13 protein-coding genes are annotated in these 16872 nt (G+C 71.1%); 8 read left to right on the top strand and 5 right to left on the bottom strand.

What is annotated here, in order from left to right; translation table 11 throughout:
* The first annotated feature begins 5 nt into the window (after window positions 1–5).
* Both QWJ90_RS07750 and QWJ90_RS07755 read left to right on the top strand, forming a co-directional pair.
* A complete protein-coding gene (locus QWJ90_RS07750) occupies window positions 6–1367 on the top strand; it encodes an MFS transporter (RefSeq protein WP_290107337.1) in 1362 nt (453 codons plus the stop codon).
* 40 nt (window positions 1368–1407) lie between these two features.
* The gene (locus QWJ90_RS07755; RefSeq protein WP_290107125.1) at window positions 1408–1767 is read left to right on the top strand and encodes an L-rhamnose mutarotase; all 360 of its coding nucleotides are present in this window, start codon (window positions 1408–1410) and stop codon (window positions 1765–1767) included.
* A gap of 43 nt (window positions 1768–1810) precedes the next feature.
* Here the strand turns inward: QWJ90_RS07755 and rocD are convergent, their stop codons facing one another.
* The 3 genes from rocD to QWJ90_RS07770 form a co-directional block, all read right to left on the bottom strand.
* On the bottom strand, window positions 1811–3004 hold the full coding sequence (gene rocD / locus QWJ90_RS07760; RefSeq protein WP_290107126.1) for an ornithine--oxo-acid transaminase: 1194 nt from the start codon (window positions 3002–3004) through the stop codon (window positions 1811–1813).
* On the bottom strand, window positions 3001–3870 hold the full coding sequence (gene ddaH, locus QWJ90_RS07765; RefSeq protein ID WP_290107127.1) for a dimethylargininase: 870 nt from the start codon (window positions 3868–3870) through the stop codon (window positions 3001–3003). The genes rocD and ddaH overlap by 4 nt, the downstream gene beginning before the upstream one ends.
* A gap of 247 nt (window positions 3871–4117) precedes the next feature.
* The gene (locus QWJ90_RS07770) at window positions 4118–4672 is read right to left on the bottom strand and encodes a thioesterase family protein (RefSeq protein WP_290107128.1); all 555 of its coding nucleotides are present in this window, start codon (window positions 4670–4672) and stop codon (window positions 4118–4120) included.
* Window positions 4673–4795: 123 nt separating this feature from the next.
* Between QWJ90_RS07770 and QWJ90_RS07775 the strand changes: the two genes are divergently transcribed.
* The 6 genes from QWJ90_RS07775 (at window position 4796) to QWJ90_RS07800 (ending at window position 14668) form a co-directional block, all read left to right on the top strand.
* Entirely contained in the window at window positions 4796–5302 is a 507-nt protein-coding gene (locus QWJ90_RS07775) for a GNAT family N-acetyltransferase (protein ID WP_290107129.1), read from the top strand.
* Window positions 5303–5308: 6 nt separating this feature from the next.
* A complete protein-coding gene (gene cofE / locus QWJ90_RS07780; RefSeq protein ID WP_290107130.1) occupies window positions 5309–6073 on the top strand; it encodes a coenzyme F420-0:L-glutamate ligase in 765 nt (254 codons plus the stop codon).
* A gap of 98 nt (window positions 6074–6171) precedes the next feature.
* Window positions 6172–8064 carry a 5'-nucleotidase C-terminal domain-containing protein gene (locus tag QWJ90_RS07785; protein WP_290107131.1) on the top strand — a complete coding sequence of 631 codons (1893 nt, stop codon included), beginning with the start codon at window positions 6172–6174 and terminating at the stop codon, window positions 8062–8064.
* A gap of 153 nt (window positions 8065–8217) precedes the next feature.
* Window positions 8218–11952, top strand: coding sequence for a choice-of-anchor I family protein (locus QWJ90_RS07790; protein WP_290107132.1), 3735 nt, complete (start codon window positions 8218–8220; stop codon window positions 11950–11952).
* A 218-nt stretch (window positions 11953–12170) separates the two neighbouring features.
* Window positions 12171–13271 (top strand): NAD(P)-binding domain-containing protein, encoded by a 1101-nt coding sequence (locus tag QWJ90_RS07795; protein WP_290107133.1) that lies wholly within the window; start codon window positions 12171–12173, stop codon window positions 13269–13271.
* Window positions 13272–13387: 116 nt separating this feature from the next.
* A complete protein-coding gene (locus tag QWJ90_RS07800) occupies window positions 13388–14668 on the top strand; it encodes an ATP-binding protein (RefSeq protein WP_290107134.1) in 1281 nt (426 codons plus the stop codon).
* 150 nt (window positions 14669–14818) lie between these two features.
* Here QWJ90_RS07800 and QWJ90_RS07805 read toward each other — a convergent pair whose 3' ends face one another.
* Together QWJ90_RS07805 and QWJ90_RS07810 are read right to left on the bottom strand one after the other, a co-directional pair.
* A complete protein-coding gene (locus QWJ90_RS07805) occupies window positions 14819–15733 on the bottom strand; it encodes a cytochrome b/b6 domain-containing protein (RefSeq protein WP_290107135.1) in 915 nt (304 codons plus the stop codon).
* 104 nt (window positions 15734–15837) lie between these two features.
* Window positions 15838–16851, bottom strand: coding sequence for an aldo/keto reductase family protein (locus QWJ90_RS07810; RefSeq protein WP_290107136.1), 1014 nt, complete (start codon window positions 16849–16851; stop codon window positions 15838–15840).
* Window positions 16852–16872 lie beyond the last annotated feature (21 nt).

Consider the following 16872-nt stretch of genomic DNA (forward strand, 5'->3'; position numbering starts at 1 on the left):
ACGCGATGTTCCGGTCGTTCGCGTCGTACAACTACCGCATCTGGTTCCTCGGCGCGCTCATCTCGAACGTGGGCGGATGGATGCAGTCCACCGCGCAGGACTGGGTCGTCCTCACGGAGCTGACGAACAACGACGCGACCGCGATGGGCGCGACGATGGCGCTGCAGTTCGGCCCGCCGCTCGTGCTCGTGAGCGTCACGGGCTGGGTCGCCGACCGCTTCGACCGGCGACGCCTGCTGGTCGTCACCCAGTCAGCGCTGCTCCTCCTCGCGATCGCGGTCGGCGCGCTGCTGCTCGCCGGGGTCATGACGCTCCCCCTCATGCTGCTGTTCGCGCTCGGCTTCGGCATCGCCAATGCCTTCGACAGCCCCGCGCGGCAGGCGTTCGTCTCCGACGTCGTCGAGCGCCGGTACGCGGCCAACGCCGTCGCCCTCAACTCCGCGTCGTTCAACATGGCGCGGCTCATCGGCCCCGCCGTCGGCGGCCTGCTCATCGTCGCGGTCGGCAGCGGCTGGGTGTTCTTCCTCAACGCCGCGACCTTCCTCGCGATGATCGTCGCGCTTCTCGCCATGCGCACGCGCGAGCTCGTGCCCCGGGTGCGCAGGCAGGGGGCCGCGCGCCTCGCCGACGGCTTCCGCTATGTCTCGCGCCGCCCCGACCTCATGGTGGCGTTCGCGATGGTGTTCCTCGTGGGCGCGTTCGGCATGAACTTCCCGATCTTCGCCTCGACGATGGCCCTCGAGTTCGGGCGCCAGGCCGACGGCTACGGCGTGCTGAGCTCGGTGCTGGCGATCGGCTCGCTCGCCGGCGCGCTGCTCGCCGCCCGTCGCGAGCGCGCCCGCCTCCGCGTGGTGATGTTCGCCGCCGGCGGCTTCGGCGTCGCGTCGATCGTCTCGGCCATGATGCCGAGCTACTGGACGTACGCCGCCCTGCTCGTCTTCGTCGGGTTCGGCACCGTCACCATGCTCACCACCGCGAACGGGTACGTGCAGACGAACTCCGACCCGGCCCTCCGGGGCCGCGTGCTCGCGCTCTACATGGCGGTGATCATGGGCTCGACCCCGATCGGCGCGCCGATCGCGGGGTGGGTCGCGGACACCTTCGGTCCGCGCGCGGCGATCACCCTCGGCGGCGTCGCCGGCCTCCTCGCCTGCCTCATCGGGCTCGCGTGGGTGCTCGGCTCCGGACGCCTCCACCGCGAGAGCGGGCACCGCTTCGGCGTCGCGCTCGAGGAGACCCGGCCCCTGGAGATCATCACGAGGGCGACGCCCACCGTCGCACCCGAGGAGTTCAGCGATCAGGTCGCCCAGACCACAGCCATCCGCATGGACGAGGACGACGAGCGGATGGCCGACGGCCGCCCCTGACGCCGTGCTTACGATGGTCTTCACCGTGAGAGAGGCCCGTATGAGCACCGACACCACCCCGCAGCGCGTCTGCTTCCGCCTCCGCGTGAAGCCGGAGATGCTCGACGAGTACATCGAGCGGCACAGCCCGGTGTGGCCGGAGATGCTCGAGGAGATCGCCGCGTCCGGGCGTCGGAACTACTCGATCTTCCACGTCGGCGGCGGGGAGCTCGTGGGCTTCTACGAGACGGACGACGACGCGGCCTCGCAGGCGTACCTCGCGGCGTCCGAGGTCGCCGCACGCTGGGAGGAGTCGATGGCGCCGTTCTTCGTCGCGCTCGACGGCCGTGCGGACCAGAACTCCGAGCAGTTCCCCGAGGTGTTCCACCTCGAGTCGCAGCTCGCCGCCGCGCGCGGCTGAACACGAAGCGGGGCCATCCGGACCCGGATGGCCCCGCTTCGTGTTAGCGGCCGAGTACGACGTGCAGCTGCTCGAGCGCCCAGTCGAGCTCGGTGGCGCGCACGACGAGGGGCGGGGCCATCCGGATCGTCTGACCGTGCGTGTCCTTCACGAGCACGCCGCGCGCCATGAGCGCCTCGGCGACCTCGCGCCCGGTGGCGACGGCGGGGTCGATGTCGATCCCGGCCCAGAGACCCGCGACGCGGATGGCGGTGACGCCATTGCCGACGAAGCCCTCGAGCTTCTCGCGGAGGTGCTCGCCGAGCAGCTGCGCGCGCTTCTGGAACTCGCCGGTCGCCAGCAGCTCCACGACGCGGTGCGCCACGGCGGCGGACAGCGGGTTGCCGCCGAACGTCGAGCCGTGCTCGCCGGGACGGATGACGCCCAGCACGTCGGAATCGGCGACGACGGCCGAGACCGGCAGGATGCCGCCGCCGAGCGCCTTCCCGAGCAGGTAGACGTCGGGCACGACACCCTCGCGGTCGCACGCGAAGGTCTCCCCCACGCGTCCGAGACCCGACTGGATCTCGTCGGCGATGAGGAGCACGTTCCGCTCGCTGGTGATCTCGCGCACGCGACGCAGGTAGCCGCTCTCGGGGATGACGACGCCCGCCTCGCCCTGGATCGGCTCGATGAGCACGGCGGCGGTATCGTCGTCGATGGCGGCGGCGAGCGCGTCGGCGTCGCCGAACGGCACCGCCACGAACCCCGGCGCGTACGGACCGAAGCCGTCGTGCGCTTCGGGGTCGTCGCTGAAGCCGACGATCGTCGTGGTGCGCCCGTGGAAGTTGCCGTGCGCGACGACGATCTTCGCGCGCCCCTCGGCGATCCCCTTCACGCGGTATCCCCACGCGCGGGCGACCTTGATGCCGGTCTCGACGGCCTCCGCGCCCGTGTTCATCGGCAGCACGAGGTCCTTGCCGCAGAGCTCCGCGAGCGCCGCCGCGAACGCCTCGAGGCGGTCGTTCTCGAACGCGCGGCTCGTGAGCGTGATCCGCTCGAGCTGCTCCTGCGCGGCTGCGACGAGCTTCGGGTGCCGGTGCCCGAAGTTCAGCGCCGAGTACCCGGCGAGCATGTCGAGGTACCGCTTGCCCTCGACATCCGTCACCCAGGCGCCCTCGCCGGTCGCGAGGACGACGGGCAGCGGATGGTAGTTGTGCGCGACGTGGGAAGCGGTCACGGTGGCGACGTCGGTCACTTCGCGCCTCGCAGCTCGAGCGTGCAGCACTTGATCCCGCCGCCGCCGAGGAGCAGCTCGGACAGGTCGATCAGCACGGGGTTGTACCCGCGCTCGCGCAGCTGCGCCTCGAAGCCCGTCGCCCGCGGCGAGATGAAGACGTTGTACCCGTCGCTGGCGGAGTTCAAGCCGAACACCGCGCCGTCCTCATCCGAGACGAGGATGGCATCGGGGAATCGCTCCTCGAGGATGGCCCGGCTGCGGTCGTCGAAGGCGCCAGGCAGATAGGCGATGTTCGCCGGGCCGGTCGCGTCGTCCTGCACCGGGTCGAGCACGCTGAGCGCGGTGTCGAGGTGATAGAAGCGCGGGTCGACGAGGTTGAGACTCACGACCTCGCGGCCGAAGACGCGGCCGACCTCGGCGTGGCTGTCGCCGGTGGAGCGGAAGCCGGTGCCGGCGAGGATGAGGTCGCCGGCGAGGAGGAAGTCGCCCTCGCCCTCGTTGACCTCCTCGGGCAGGACGGTCTCGTAGCCGTTCGCGCGGAACCAGTCGATGAACGCGGGCGCCTCGCCCTGGCGCTCGGCGAAGCGGAAGCTCGGCGCATAGGCGACGCCGTCGATCACGAAGCCGCCATTGGCGGTGTAGACCATGTCGGGGTAGCCCGGCAGCGCGTCGATGAGCTCGACCTCGTGGCCCAGCTCGCGGTACGTGTCGTAGAGCGTCTGCCACTGCTGCACCGCGCGCACGGTGTCGGTCGGGCGGGTCGGCTCCATCCACGGGTTGATGGAGTACGACACCGTGAAGTGCTCGGGACGGCACATGAGGTAGCGGCGCTTGTGCTGGGTGCGCGCGCGGGACTCGGTGGGTGCGGTGATCGTGTCGGACATTTCGCTCCTCGTTGCGATAACGGGCGGCGGACGCTGTCCAGAGGCCCGGCGGAGCTATGGGAAGCCACGACCCGGGCACGCCTGCTTCATTCTTCCACGCGCACCCCGCGCGCCCCATGAGAACGCGGCGTCAGTCGTCCCAGACGCTCGGCGCCGAACGCCGCGGCGTTCGGGAGGAGATGCGCACTGCGGAGGACGCTTCCGCAGCAGTACCTCCTCTCGACGGCACATCTCCTCCCGAAGTGCCTCAGTCCCAGACGCTCGGCGCCGAGCGCCGCGCCGAGGGCAGCGCGGATGCCTCGGCCCATGCGTGCAGCCAGTCGTCCACGTCGGGAAGCCCCTGCGGCACATCCACCGCCTGGAACAGGTCGTCGTGGGAGACCGGCCCCTCGGGCCCGAGGATGCGCGCGCGGACGATCGCGCGCGCATGGATCTCGCCGTCGACGACGGCGCGGTGCTCCATGTACAGCGCGCGGTCGTCGTGTCCGATCCAACGCGTCTCCAGGTCGAAGCGCTGCCAGAGCTTCAGGGAGCGGCGGAACGTGATCGTCTCGTTCGAGACGACCGCGTACCACCGCCGCCCGCGGAAGATGCGGGTGAGCCCCGTGCGCTCCAGCATGTCCCAGCGGCCGAGGTCGAACAGCGACAGGTACCGGCCGTTGTTGAGGTGCCGGAGCACGTCGATGTCGGTCGGCAGCACCCGCACGCGGATGCGGTGCACCTCCGTGAGGGGGCGCAGGCCGGCGCGGGCGCGCAGCCGGGCGCGCAGGATCACGAGGAGGGTTCGCCAGAAGACGTTCACGAGGGCCGACGCTACCCCTCGCGAGCCGCCACCTCGTGCCCCTTGTCGACGTCGCACAATGCTCCGGCCATCCGGGTGACGGCTCGATTTCGTCCCGCCTCGGGCCGCGCGTACTCTGACGGCATGTCCCCCCACATGCACACCGAAGTGCTCATCCGGCCCGTTCGCGACGTCGACGTCGAAGCGCTCGGACGGGTGCACGCGAAGGTCTGGCACGAGACCTACGACCAGCTCATCAGCAGCGCGACGCTCGAGAACGTCTCGCCGCGCCGCCTCGCGGAGCTGTGGACCCACTACACCGCGCTCGGCCCCGAGTACCGGATGGCGGCCGCCCTCGTCGACGGCGAGATCATCGGCTTCGCCGGGTCAGGCCCTGCACGCGACGCGGATGCCCCCGCTCCCCGCGAGCTCTACTTCGTCTACCTCCTGGACTCCTGGCACCGGAAGGGCATCGGCCGCGCCCTCTTCGACGCCGTCGTCGAGCCCGACGAGCCGCTGTACCTCTGGCTCGCCGAGCGCTACCCCGGCGCGCGGGACTTCTACGAGAAGCGCAACCTGCGTCTGGACGGCGCACGCCGCGAAGAGCCGTTCCTCGGTGAGATTCTCACCGAGGTGCGCTACTCGCGCTGATCCGGCGTGCTCCAGGTCTGGGCCCTCGAGGGCATCGGCGAGGTGCGCTCGGGGGACGACCTGCGCGCGATCGTGGGCGACGCTCTCGCGTCGTCGCACGAGACGGTGGCGGATGGCGACATCCTCGTCGTGACGAGCAAGGTCGTCTCGAAGGCGGAGGGTCGCTTCGTGATCGCGGACGACCGTGAGGACGCGATCACCCGGGAGACGGTCCGCGTCGTCGCCTCCCGCGTGTCCCCCTCAGGGCATACGACGCGGATCGTGGAGAACCGGCTGGGCATCGTCTCCGCTGCGGCGGGCGTGGATGCCTCGAACACCCCCGAGGGCACCGTCCTCCTGCTGCCCGAGGACCCCGACGCCTCGGCACGGGCCTTGGCGGCCGCGCTGCGTGAGCGCTTCGGCGTGCGGATCGGCGTGCTGATCTCCGATACCCTCGGGCGCGCGTGGCGCGATGGGCAGACCGACCACGCGATCGGCGCGGGCGGCGTGCACGTGTTCGACGATCTGCGCGGTCAGGTCGACGCGCAGGGCCGCCCGCTCGTGGTGACCCTCCCGTGCGTCGCCGATGAGCTGTGCGCGGCGGCGGACCTCGTCAAGCGCAAGGCGACCGGGCTCCCCGTGGCCGTCGTGCGCGGCAGAGCGGACCTCGTCGGCGAGCTCGACCTCCCCGGTGCGCGCTCGATCGTCCGGACGGGCGAGCGCGACATGTTCCGCCTCGGCGCCGACGAGGCGTACGCCGAGGGCTACGCCGCCGGTCGCGCGGAGGCCTGAGCGCCGGGAGAACTCGCTCTCCCCAAATCTCCTCCGAGTCGGCAGGATGTCTCCTGTGCGCCCCGTGCGCCATCCTTCACCCCGACCAGAGGACGACGATGCCATCTCCCTTCCCCAGACGCGCGATGGGCGCGACGGCCGTGACGGCCGCGTGCGCGCTCGCGTTCCTCCCCGCGGCCGCGAACGCCGCCGTCGAACCCGACACCACCACGGCCATCCGGGTGCTCACGATCAACGACTTCCACGGCCGGATCGAGGCGAACGGCGACGAGGTCGGCGCCGCGGTGCTGGCCGGCGCGGTCGCGCAGTTCAAGGCCGAGAACCCGAACACGATCTTCGCGTCGGCTGGCGACAACATCGGCGCCTCGACGTTCACGTCCTTCATCCAGGACGACGAGCCGACCATCGACGCCCTCGTCGCGGCGCAGCTCGATCTCAGCGCGGTGGGCAATCACGAGTTCGACCAGGGCTTCGCAGACCTCCGCGACCGGGTCATTCCGCGCTACGGCAGCGGCGACTACGCGCTCGGGGCCAACGTCTACGCTGCCGGCACGACCGATCCCGCCCTGCAGGAGTACGCCATCCGAGAGGTGGACGGGGTCCGGGTCGGCTTCATCGGCACCATCACGAGCGACACCGAGACGCTGGTCAGCCCGGCCGGCATCTCCGAGCTCGACTTCGGCGACCAGCTCGAGGCCGCGAACCGCGTCGCCGCGGAGATCGCCGACGAGACCGACGTCATCGTGCTGCTGACCCACTCCGGTGCCGCCGGCGAGGACTGCGCCGCCCTCGCCGACGAGCAGTCGGAGTACGGCGACCTCATCCGTGGCGCCTCGGCCGACATCGACGCGATCGTCTCGGGCCACACGCACCAGCTGTACAGCTGCGACGTCGACGGTCGCCCCGTCATCTCCGCGCACCAGTACGGCACGACGCTCGGAGCCCTCGACATCCAGGTCGACGCGAGCACGAGCGAGCTCGTCTCCATCGCCGGATCGACCGTCGACCTCGCGATTCCGGGAACGGACGAGAACGGCGAGGAGATCGACGTCCCGCAGTTCCCCGCCGATGAGGACGTGCAGGCGATCGTCGACGACGCAGCCGCGGAGGCCGACGTGCTCGGTCAGGAGGTCGTCGGGCAGATCAGCGGCGACATCCTGCGCGGCGGGAACCCTCCCGGCGACGACCGCGGCGTGGAGTCCAGCATGGGCAACCTCGTCGCCGACATCTACCTGTGGTCCACGACGGAGTACGAGAACTACGGCGGCGCCCCGGCCGACATCGCGGTGATGAACCCGGGCGGTCTGCGCGACGACCTGCTCTACGGCGAGGACGGCACGGTCACCTACGAGGAGGTCGCGGCCGTGCAGCCCTTCGGCAACACGCTGACGACCACGACCCTCACGGGCGCGCAGCTCGAGGAGCTGCTGGAGCAGCAGTGGCAGCCGGGCAGCGAGCGGCCCAAGCTCCACCTCGGCATCTCGGATGGTCTCTCATACGAATACGTGGACGATGCGCCCGCGGGCGAGCACGTCGTGTCGATGACGTTCGAGGGTGAGGCGATCGCACCCGAGGACAGCTTCCTGGTGACGACGAACTCGTTCGTCTCGTCGGGTGGCGACGGCTTCACGGCCTTCCTCGAGGGCACCGGCACCGCCGACACCGGCCTCATCGACCTCTCCGCGACCGTCGACTACTTCGCCGCGCTGGATGTCGTCGACCCGGCTCCACTCGGCCGCGCGGTGGCCTTCGAGGAGCCCGCGCCGTCTCCCACGCCGGAGCCCACCGTCGAGCCCACCGCTGAGCCGACGGCCCCGCCGACCGCGCAGCCGACGGCTCAGCCGCAGCCGACGACGCCGCCCACGCGCGAGCCCGACCAGGAGCTCATCCCCACCGACGGCGACATGACGGGCCTCCTCGCGGGCGGCGCCGGCGTGCTCGTCCTCGGCGGCGCACTGCTCGTCGCCCTGCGACGCCGCACGCACGCGTAACGGGAACGCCCGACCACAGCGCCCCGCGGCCGTCTCGGTCGCGGGGCGCTGTGCTGTTCGCCTGGCGTTCACCACGACGACACCTCGCCTCGGCAGGGTGAGCGCGCCGGGGTCCCGACCCGGCGCTCAACTCCCGCGATCACGAGGACAGCGATGCCTTCTCCCTTCTTCAGACGCGCCGTGGGCGCGGCCGCCGCCACGGCGACCGCCTGCGCGCTCGCCATCGTGCCGGTCGGCGCCGCCAGCGCCGCCCTGGTGCCCGACCCCATCGTCGGCGCAGCCTCCGACGCCCCCTTCTCCCTCACGCCCACCGGCACCTTCGAGACCGGAGTGTTCGACGAGGGCGCGTCGGAGATCGTGCAGGCGCACGGCGACCGGCTCTTCTCCATCAATGCGGCGGAGGGATCGGTGAGCGTCCTCGACATGAGCGACCCGACTGCTCCCGCCCTCCTCCACACCGTCGGCGCCGCCGGCTACGTCGCGAATTCCGTGGCCATCCGAGAAGACGGTCTGGGCGTCGTCGCGCTCGAGGTCGCGGCCGACAAGACCGCGCCCGGCGCGCTGCTGTTCTTCGACGCGAACGCCGACGAACCCACCGTCCTCGGTCAGGTGACCGTCGGCGCCCTGCCCGACATGGTGACGGTCTCCCCCGACGGCTCCTACGCGCTCGTGGCGAACGAGGGCGAGCCGGCCGACGACTTCTCCAGCGACCCGGAGGGCTCGGTGGGCGTCGTCACGCTCCCGGCGCTCGGCACCGTCGCCGCTCCCACGCAGGCCGACGTGCGGATCGCGGACTTCCACGCGTTCGAGAACGGCGCGCTGCCCGCCGACGTCCGCGTCTTCGGCCCTCGCCCGCATGGCGACGATCTGCCCGTGTCGCGCAACCTGGAGCCGGAGTACATCACGGTCTCGGGCGGCACCGCCTACGCGGCGCTGCAGGAGGCGAACGCGGTCGCGGTCATCGACCTCGCCACCGCCGCCGTCACCGACATCTGGTCGCTCGGCTTCAAGAACTGGGGTGAGGTCGCCCTCGACCCGTCGGACCGCGACCCCGAGGACGCCCCGACCATCGATCTGCGCTCGTACGACAACCTCTACGGCATGTACATGCCCGACGGCATCTCGTCGTACGAGGTGGATGGCGAGACGTACCTCGTCACCGCCAACGAGGGCGACGCGCGCGAGTGGGGCGAGTACGTCGAGCCGGCTCGGGTGAAGAACCTGGCAGAGGATGGTCTGGGCCCCGTCTGCGAGACCGCCTTCGACGCCGCGCTGCTGGCCGACGACGAGCTCGGCCGCCTCGAGGTCAGCACCGAGATGGGCTTCGACGAGGAGCAGGGCTGCTACGACGAGCTCTACGCCTACGGTGCGCGCTCGTTCTCGATCTACACGACCGACGGCACGCAGGTGTTCGACTCCGGCTCCCAGTTCGAGGAGATCACCGCCGCGCTGCTCCCCGAGCACTTCAACGCGGGGCACGACGACAACGAGTTCGAGAGCCGGAGCGACGCGAAGGGCGTCGAGCCCGAGAACCTCACGATCGGCCAGGTGGACGGCCGCACCTACGCCTTCGTGGGCTTCGAGCGTCTGGGCGGCGTGATCGCCTACGACATCAGCGACCCGGCCGCGCCGCGGTACGTCACCTACGTCAACAACCGCGACTTCTCCGTCTCGGCGGCCGACGACATCGAGGCGGCGCCCGAGCGGCAGGCGGAGATCCTGTCGCAGGCCGGCGACCTCGGACCCGAGGGCCTCGACTTCATCCCGGCGAGCGAGTCCCCCACGGGCAAGCCCCTGCTGGCCGTCGGCAACGAGGTCTCCGGATCGACGACGCTCTACACGATCGACGACGGCACGACCGAGGCGCAGATCCTCACGATCAACGACTTCCACGGTCGCATCGAGTCGAACGGCGACGAGGCGGGCGCGGCTGTGCTGGCCGGCGCCGTCGCCCAGTACCGCGCCGAGAACCCGAACACGATCTTCGCGTCGGCGGGCGACAACATCGGCGCCTCGACGTTCACCTCGTTCATCCAGGACGATGAGCCGACCATCGACGCCCTCGTCGCGAGCGGCCTCGACGTGAGCGCCGTGGGCAACCATGAGTTCGACCAGGGCTTCGCCGATCTCACCGACCGCGTCATCCCCCGCTACGGCAGCGGCGACTACGCCCTCGGCGCGAACGTCTACCGCAAGGGCACGACGACGCCCGCGCTGCAGGAGTACGCGGTGCGCGAGGTCGGCGGGGTGCGCGTGGCCTTCATCGGCACGATCACGCCCGACACCGCGACGCTCGTGAGCCCGGCCGGCATCGCCGACCTCGAGTTCGGCGACCAGCTCGAAGCGGCGAACCGCGTCGCCGACCGCATCACCGCAGAGGACGCCGCCGACGTCATCGTGCTGCTGACCCACTCGGGCTCGGCCGGCGAGGACTGCACGGCCATGGCCGACGAGCAGTCCGACTACGGCGACCTCATCCGGGGCGCCTCGGCGGACATCGACGCCATCGTCTCCGGACACACCCACCAGCTCTACGACTGCGAAATCGGCGATCGACCCGTCATCTCCGCGCACCAGTACGGCACGACCCTCGGCGCCCTCGACCTCCAGGTGGACGACGCCACCGGCGAGCTGCTCTCGATCGAGGGCTCGACGGTCGATCTCGTCACCCAGGAGGTCGACGAGAACGGCGAGGAGATCGACGTCCCGCAGTTCGAGGCGGATGCCGCGGTGCAGGAGATCGTGGACGCGGCGGCCGCCGAGGCGGACGTGCTCGGTCAGGAGGTCGTCGGCCAGATCAGCGGCGACATCCTGCGCGGCGGCACTCCTCCGGGAGACGACCGCGGCGTGGAGTCGACGATGGGCAACCTCGTCGCCGACATCTACCGCTGGGCGACCTCGTCCGAGTACGACAGCTACGGCGGGCAGCCGGCGGACATCGCGATCATGAACCCGGGTGGACTCCGTGACGATCTGCTCTACGACGAGGACGGCACCGTGACGTACGAGGAGGTGGCAGCCGTGCAGCCCTTCGGCAACACCCTCGTCACCACCACCCTCACGGGTGCGCAGCTCGAGGCCATCCTCGAGGAGCAGTGGCAGCCGGGCAAGGAGCGCCCGAAGCTGCACCTCGGGATCTCCGACGGTTTCGCCTACGAGTACATCGAGGACGCCGCCGCCGGCGAGCACATCGTCTCGATGACGTTCGAGGGCGAGGCGATCGCCTCCGAGGACGAGTTCCTCGTGACGACGAACTCGTTCCTCGCCTCGGGCGGCGACGGATTCACGACCTTCGCGGATGGCGTGGGCACCGCCGACAGCGGTCTCATCGACCTGTCGGCGACGGTGGACTACTTCGACGCGCAGGATGTCGTCGACCCCGCTCCTCTCGGCCGCGCCGCCGTGTACGCGGCAGCGCCGGAGGAGCCGGGCGAGGAGACCCCGGGCGAAGAGACCCCGGGCGAGGAGACCCCGGGCGAGGAGACGCCGGGCGAGGAGACGCCGGGCGAGGAGACCCCGGGCGAAGAGACCCCGGGCGAAGAGACCCCGGGCGAAGAGACGCCTGCGGAGGAGGCACCCGCGGAGGAGCCCGGCGAAGAGACCCCGGGCGAGGAGACGCCCGCCGAGGAGACCCCGGGCGAAGAGGTGCCCGCGGAGGAGACCCCTGCCGAGGAGGCACCCGCCGAGGAGGCACCCGCGGAGGACGCACCCGCCGAGGACGCACCCGAGGCAGACCCGGCTCCTCAGGCCGACCCTGCTCCCCAGGGCGAGACGGAGGAGGAGCTGGCCCCCACCGGCAGCGACCTCACCCTGATCAGCGCGGTCGCTGCGGCCCTGCTGGTCGGCGCGGGAGTCCTGCTCCTCGCGCTGCGACGTCGCCGGGCGTAATCCGCCGGCCAGAGGGGCCGTCGTCGCGACCACGAGTCGCGGCGGCGGCCCCTTCGTCGTCGGGGCCGGTACATGTCGCAGAAGATCCGGCTCCGGCGCGGAGCGCCACTCCCGTAACCGGGCGGCGATCCCCACCGCCCGCAGTTCTCCTGCGGCCTGTCCCGCCCCGCCGCCTCGCGCGCCGGAATTCCCCTCCCCTTCGGCCTGTTGCACCGGGCATGAGCACCCCGCGTCCCGTCGACGTCGTCGTCATCGGCGCGGGACAGGCCGGGCTCTCGGCGGCGTACCACCTGCGCCGCATCGGGCTCACGCCCGTCGACGCCGGCGGTGCCGAGACCTTCGTCGTCCTCGACGGGGATGCCGCACCGGGCGGCGCGTGGCAGCACCGCTGGGCCTCGCTCCGGATGGCCACGGTCAACGGCATCCACGAGCTCCCCGGTCATCCGGTTCCCCCCGCCGACCCCGAGAGCGCCAGCCGGGACATCCTGCCCGCCTACTTCGCCGACTACGAGCGGATGTTCGACCTGCGAGTGCGGCGCCCCGTCCGGGTGCGCGCGGTGCGTCGTGAGGATGACGACCCGGATGGCCGCCTCCTCGTCCAGACCGACGCCGGCGACTGGTCCGCGCGATACGTCGTGAACGCGACGGGCACGTGGACGAGTCCCTTCATCCCGCGCTATCCCGGTCAGGAGCGATTCCGAGGCCGACAGTTGCACGTCGCGGACTACGTCTCCGCGGATGAGTTCGCGGGAAAGCGGGTCATCGTCATCGGCGCCGGCATCTCGGCCGTGCAGCTGCTCGAGGAGATCTCGCACGTCGCCGAGACGGTATGGATGACCCGTCGCGAGCCGCAGTGGACGGACGAGGTCTTCGACGAGCCCGCCCGCATCGCCGCGGTCGCCGGTGTCGAGGAGCGCATCCGCCGGGGTCTCCCGCCCGCGAGCGTCATCTCCGTGACCGGCATGCATTGGACACCGTGGGCGATCGCCGCCCGCGAGCGCGGTGTGCTCGTGCGGCACCCGATGTTCGCCTCGATCGAGGAGGAGGGGGTGCGGATGGCCGACGGCACCTTCATCGCGGCCGACGCCATCCTGTGGGCGACGGGCTTCCGACCCGCCCTCCGGCACCTCGCGCCGCTCGGACTGCGCACGCCGAAGGGCGGGATCCGCGCGTCCCGCAGCCGCGCGCTCGACGAGCCGCGCCTCTTCCTCGTCGGGTACGGGCCATCCGCCTCGACAGTCGGCGCGAACCGGGCCGGCCGGGCGGTGGCCAGGGCCATCCGATCGGCGCTGCGGGAGCGCCGCGAGCGGGCGGCGTAGCATCCGCTACGCTGTGCGGAACGATTCCCGCACCCGGGACCGCACCGAACGGCACGACCCCTGCCGGCACCTCTCCGCCGCTCCTCCCCGAGCGACCGCTGCCGCCAGGAGGCATCATGAGCCGTACCCGCATCCGCGACTTCCACGACGACGACCTCGACGGCATCGTCCGTCTGTGGGAGGAGTCCGCCCAGGACGACGCCCCTCCCGTCTACGCCCTGTCGGAGGTGATCGCCTCCTGCCAGGCCGACCATGCCGTGGTCGCCGTGCGCGATGACCGCCTGGTCGGTGCGGCGGTGGGGCGCGCCGCCCACGCTCAGGGGTGGGTGGTGTTCTTCGCCGTCGCGCCGCACGAGCGCGACGACCGTGTCGAAGCCGGGCTCCTCGATGCCCTCGAGCGGCGGATGGCCCCGCTGGGGCTCGGCAAGCTGTCGATCCTCGTCGCCGATCACGCCGGGGCCCTCGATGGGCTCACCGCCAACGGCTTCGAGCCGCGGACGCAGCTGCGGTATCTCGAGCGGCAGATGCCCGTGCAGCGTCGCGAGCTGGACCTCCTCAAGGACGTCGGCGGACGCATCCTCCCGCGGCACCTGTGGGATGCCGTCAGCGGCATGCAGCTGGAGAAGGACCTCCTCGAGGAGCGTCTGGTCGTACCGCTGTCGCGTCCGGACCTCGCCGACCGCTTCGGGGTGGTCCCTCCGCGCGCGGTCATGCTGTTCGGGCCTCCTGGCACCGGCAAGACGACCTTCGCGAAGGCCGTCGCCTCGCGGCTCGACTGGCCCTTCGTCGAGCTGTTCCCATCGCGCCTGTCGGGTGAGCCCGGCGGGCTCGCGGCGGCGCTGCGTGCGACGTTCGAGGTGATCGGCGAGCTCGAGCACGCCGTCGTGTTCATCGACGAGGTGGAGGAGATCGCCGCGCGGCGAGGGGGCGAGCCGCCATCGCCGATGCAGGGCGTGACGAACGAGCTGCTGAAGCTCGTGGCGGAGTTCCGCGAGCGGGAGGGACGCCTGCTCATCTGCGCCACGAACTTCGTGCGGGCGCTCGACGCGGCGTTCCTCCGGCACGGGCGCTTCGACTACGTCATCCCGATCGGGCTCCCCGACGACGAGGCGCGCTGCGCGATCTGGCACCGCTACGTGCCGGAGCAGGTCGTCGCGGGGCTCGACTTCGACGCGCTCGTGGCCGCGAGCGACGGATTGACGCCGGCCGACATCGAGTACGCCGCGCGTCGGGCGTCGCAGGAGGCACTCGCCCGGGCTCTTCGTGACGGCGACACCGCGGACGCGTCGTTGCACACCGAGGACTACCTGGCCGCGCTGGGTGCTACGCGCGCGACGGTCTCCGAGGCGACCGCGCGGGAGTTCGGCGACGACGTGCAGACGCTCGCGCGGCTGTAGCGTCCGCCGCCGCCGGGACGCCGCTCCGCCCCCTACGCGATAGACCGAGCCGCGACAATCCATTCGGGCCGCGAGAATTCACATGCCGACGGGATTCTCGCGGCGCGGGTGGATTGTCGCGGTCGTGGGCGGCCGCAGGGCGCGGGCGCGCTACTTCCGCAGCCGCACGTCGCCGAAGCGGCGCGCGACCGCCGCGATCCAGCGGTCGTTGCGGATCGCGAACCACGCGGCCACCAGCACGACGACCGACAGCGCGAACAGGCCGAACCCGAGCCATCCGTCGCCGTCGTTCCCCGCGTAGATCGTGTTGAGGTTGCGGCGCGCGCCGGTGGTCAGCACGAGGCCGACGTGCACGACGACGAAGGCCACGAAGAACAGCATCGTCGGCCAGTGCAGCGCCTTCGCGATGCGCTCCGGGAACGCGCGGTTCAGCCGCTCGTTCTGCCGCGGCCAGAACGCGCTGAGCCGGAACCCCGTGATGGCCGCGACGGGAGCGGCGAGGAACACGATCGCGAAGTAGCTCAGCTGCTGCAGCGCGTTGTAGTTCGTCCACCCGTCGTGCGTCGGCCAGTCGAAGGAGGCATACTGCACGAGCGCCGACAGCGCGTTCGGGATGATGTCCCAGCTCGTCGGCACGATCCGCGCCCAGTGCCCGGAGGCGAACAGCAGCACGACGAAGACCAGCCCGTTCACGAGCCACAGCACGTCGACGGCGATATGGCCCCACAGGGCGAGGCTCATGCGGCGCTTCTTCACCCGCTTGGACGACCACAGCCCGCCGGCCACCTTCTCGTTCCGCACGCGCAGACCCGAGCGGATGATGAGGACGAGGAAGAACGCGTTGAGGAAGTGCGTCCACGAGACCCAGGCGGGGATGCCCGGGGTCACAAACTCGGGGAGCGTCGATTCACCCGGGTACGCGCGGACGAGGTCGGCGACGACGCCGAAGCTCGCCAGCCAGCGGACGGCGCACACGCCGACGAACGCGAGAATGAGGAGCCCGGCCGCGCCCAGCAGGAGGGCGAGCGCACGCGGCCACGGCGTGCGGGGGCGAGGGGACGTCACCAGACGATCATGCCAATCGGATCGGCCCTTCCGGAAACCGGGTGAAACACAACGCAGACGGATGGCCCGCGACCGTCGGTCGCGGGCCATCCGTCATGAGGCGGTCAGACCAGGCGCGACTTCGGCGAGACCTCGTACGTGTCCGCGGCGTCGTCGTTCACGACCCCCGCCAGGGCGCTGTCGATCGCGGCGAGGACGTCGGCCTCGAGCACGACCCCCGACGCCTTCACGGTGTCGGCGAGCTGCTCAGGGCGCGAGGCGCCCACCAGCGCGGCGGCCACGTTCTTGTTCTGCAGCACCCACGCGATCGCGAGCTGCGGCATCGACAGGCCGAGGTCGGCCGCGATGGGCTTGAGGTTCTGCACCGCGGTGAGGACGTCGTCCTTGAGGAAGCGCTGGATGAAGTCCGCGCCGCTCTTCTCGTCCGTCGCGCGGCTGCCCTCGGGCACGGGCTGCCCCGGCAGGTACTTGCCGCTCAGCACGCCCTGTGCCATGGGCGACCAGACGATCTGCGAGATGCCGAGCTCCTCGGCGGCCGGCACGACCTTGCCCTCGATCACGCGATGCAGCATCGAGTACTGCGGCTGGTTCGAGACGAGCTGGACACCGAGCTCCTTGGCGAGAGCGTGCCCCTCGCGCAGCTGCTCAGCTGTCCACTCCGAGACGCCGATGTAGAGCGCCTTGCCCTGACGGACGACGTCGGCGAACGCCTGCATCGTCTCCTCGAGCGGCGTCTCGTAGTCGTAGCGGTGCGCCTGGTAGAGGTCGACGTAGTCGACGTTCAGGCGACGCAGCGACCCGTGGATGCCGTCGAAGATGTGCTTGCGGCTGAGGCCGGTGTCGTTCGGGCCCTTCGGGCCGATCGGGAAGTAGACCTTCGTGAAGATCTCGAGGCTCTCGCGGCGCTGGCCCTTCAGCGCCTCGGCGAGCACCTCCTCGGCGGCGGTGTTGGCGTACGTGTCGGCGGTGTCGAACGTCGTGATGCCCGCGTCCAGTGCCGCGTGCACCGTCGCGATCGCCGCGTCGTTCTCGACCTGCGAGGCGTGCGTCACCCAGTTGCCGTAGGTGATCTCCGAGACCTTGAAACCGCTGTTGCCGAGATAGCGATAGTTGACCATCCCCCTACGCTAGCGGCCGCC

Origin of the sequence: Microbacterium oryzae (genome assembly GCF_030406385.1) — a bacterium.
GTDB lineage: Bacteria > Actinomycetota > Actinomycetes > Actinomycetales > Microbacteriaceae > Microbacterium > Microbacterium oryzae_A.

Excerpts from the sequence above, each read along its gene's own strand:
- QWJ90_RS07785 (WP_290107131.1), top strand. The coding sequence starts at position 6,172 with ATGCCATCTCCCTTCCCCAGACGCGCGATGGGCGCGACGGCCGTGACG.
- QWJ90_RS07810 (WP_290107136.1), bottom strand. The coding sequence starts at position 16,851 with ATGGTCAACTATCGCTATCTCGGCAACAGCGGTTTCAAGGTCTCGGAG.
- QWJ90_RS07750 (WP_290107337.1), top strand. The coding sequence starts at position 6 with ATGTTCCGGTCGTTCGCGTCGTACAACTACCGCATCTGGTTCCTCGGC.
- QWJ90_RS07755 (WP_290107125.1), top strand. The coding sequence starts at position 1,408 with ATGAGCACCGACACCACCCCGCAGCGCGTCTGCTTCCGCCTCCGCGTG.
- QWJ90_RS07800 (WP_290107134.1), top strand. The coding sequence starts at position 13,388 with ATGAGCCGTACCCGCATCCGCGACTTCCACGACGACGACCTCGACGGC.
- QWJ90_RS07775 (WP_290107129.1), top strand. The coding sequence starts at position 4,796 with ATGTCCCCCCACATGCACACCGAAGTGCTCATCCGGCCCGTTCGCGAC.
- QWJ90_RS07790 (WP_290107132.1), top strand. The coding sequence starts at position 8,218 with ATGCCTTCTCCCTTCTTCAGACGCGCCGTGGGCGCGGCCGCCGCCACG.
- QWJ90_RS07795 (WP_290107133.1), top strand. The coding sequence starts at position 12,171 with ATGAGCACCCCGCGTCCCGTCGACGTCGTCGTCATCGGCGCGGGACAG.
- ddaH (WP_290107127.1), bottom strand. The coding sequence starts at position 3,870 with ATGTCCGACACGATCACCGCACCCACCGAGTCCCGCGCGCGCACCCAG.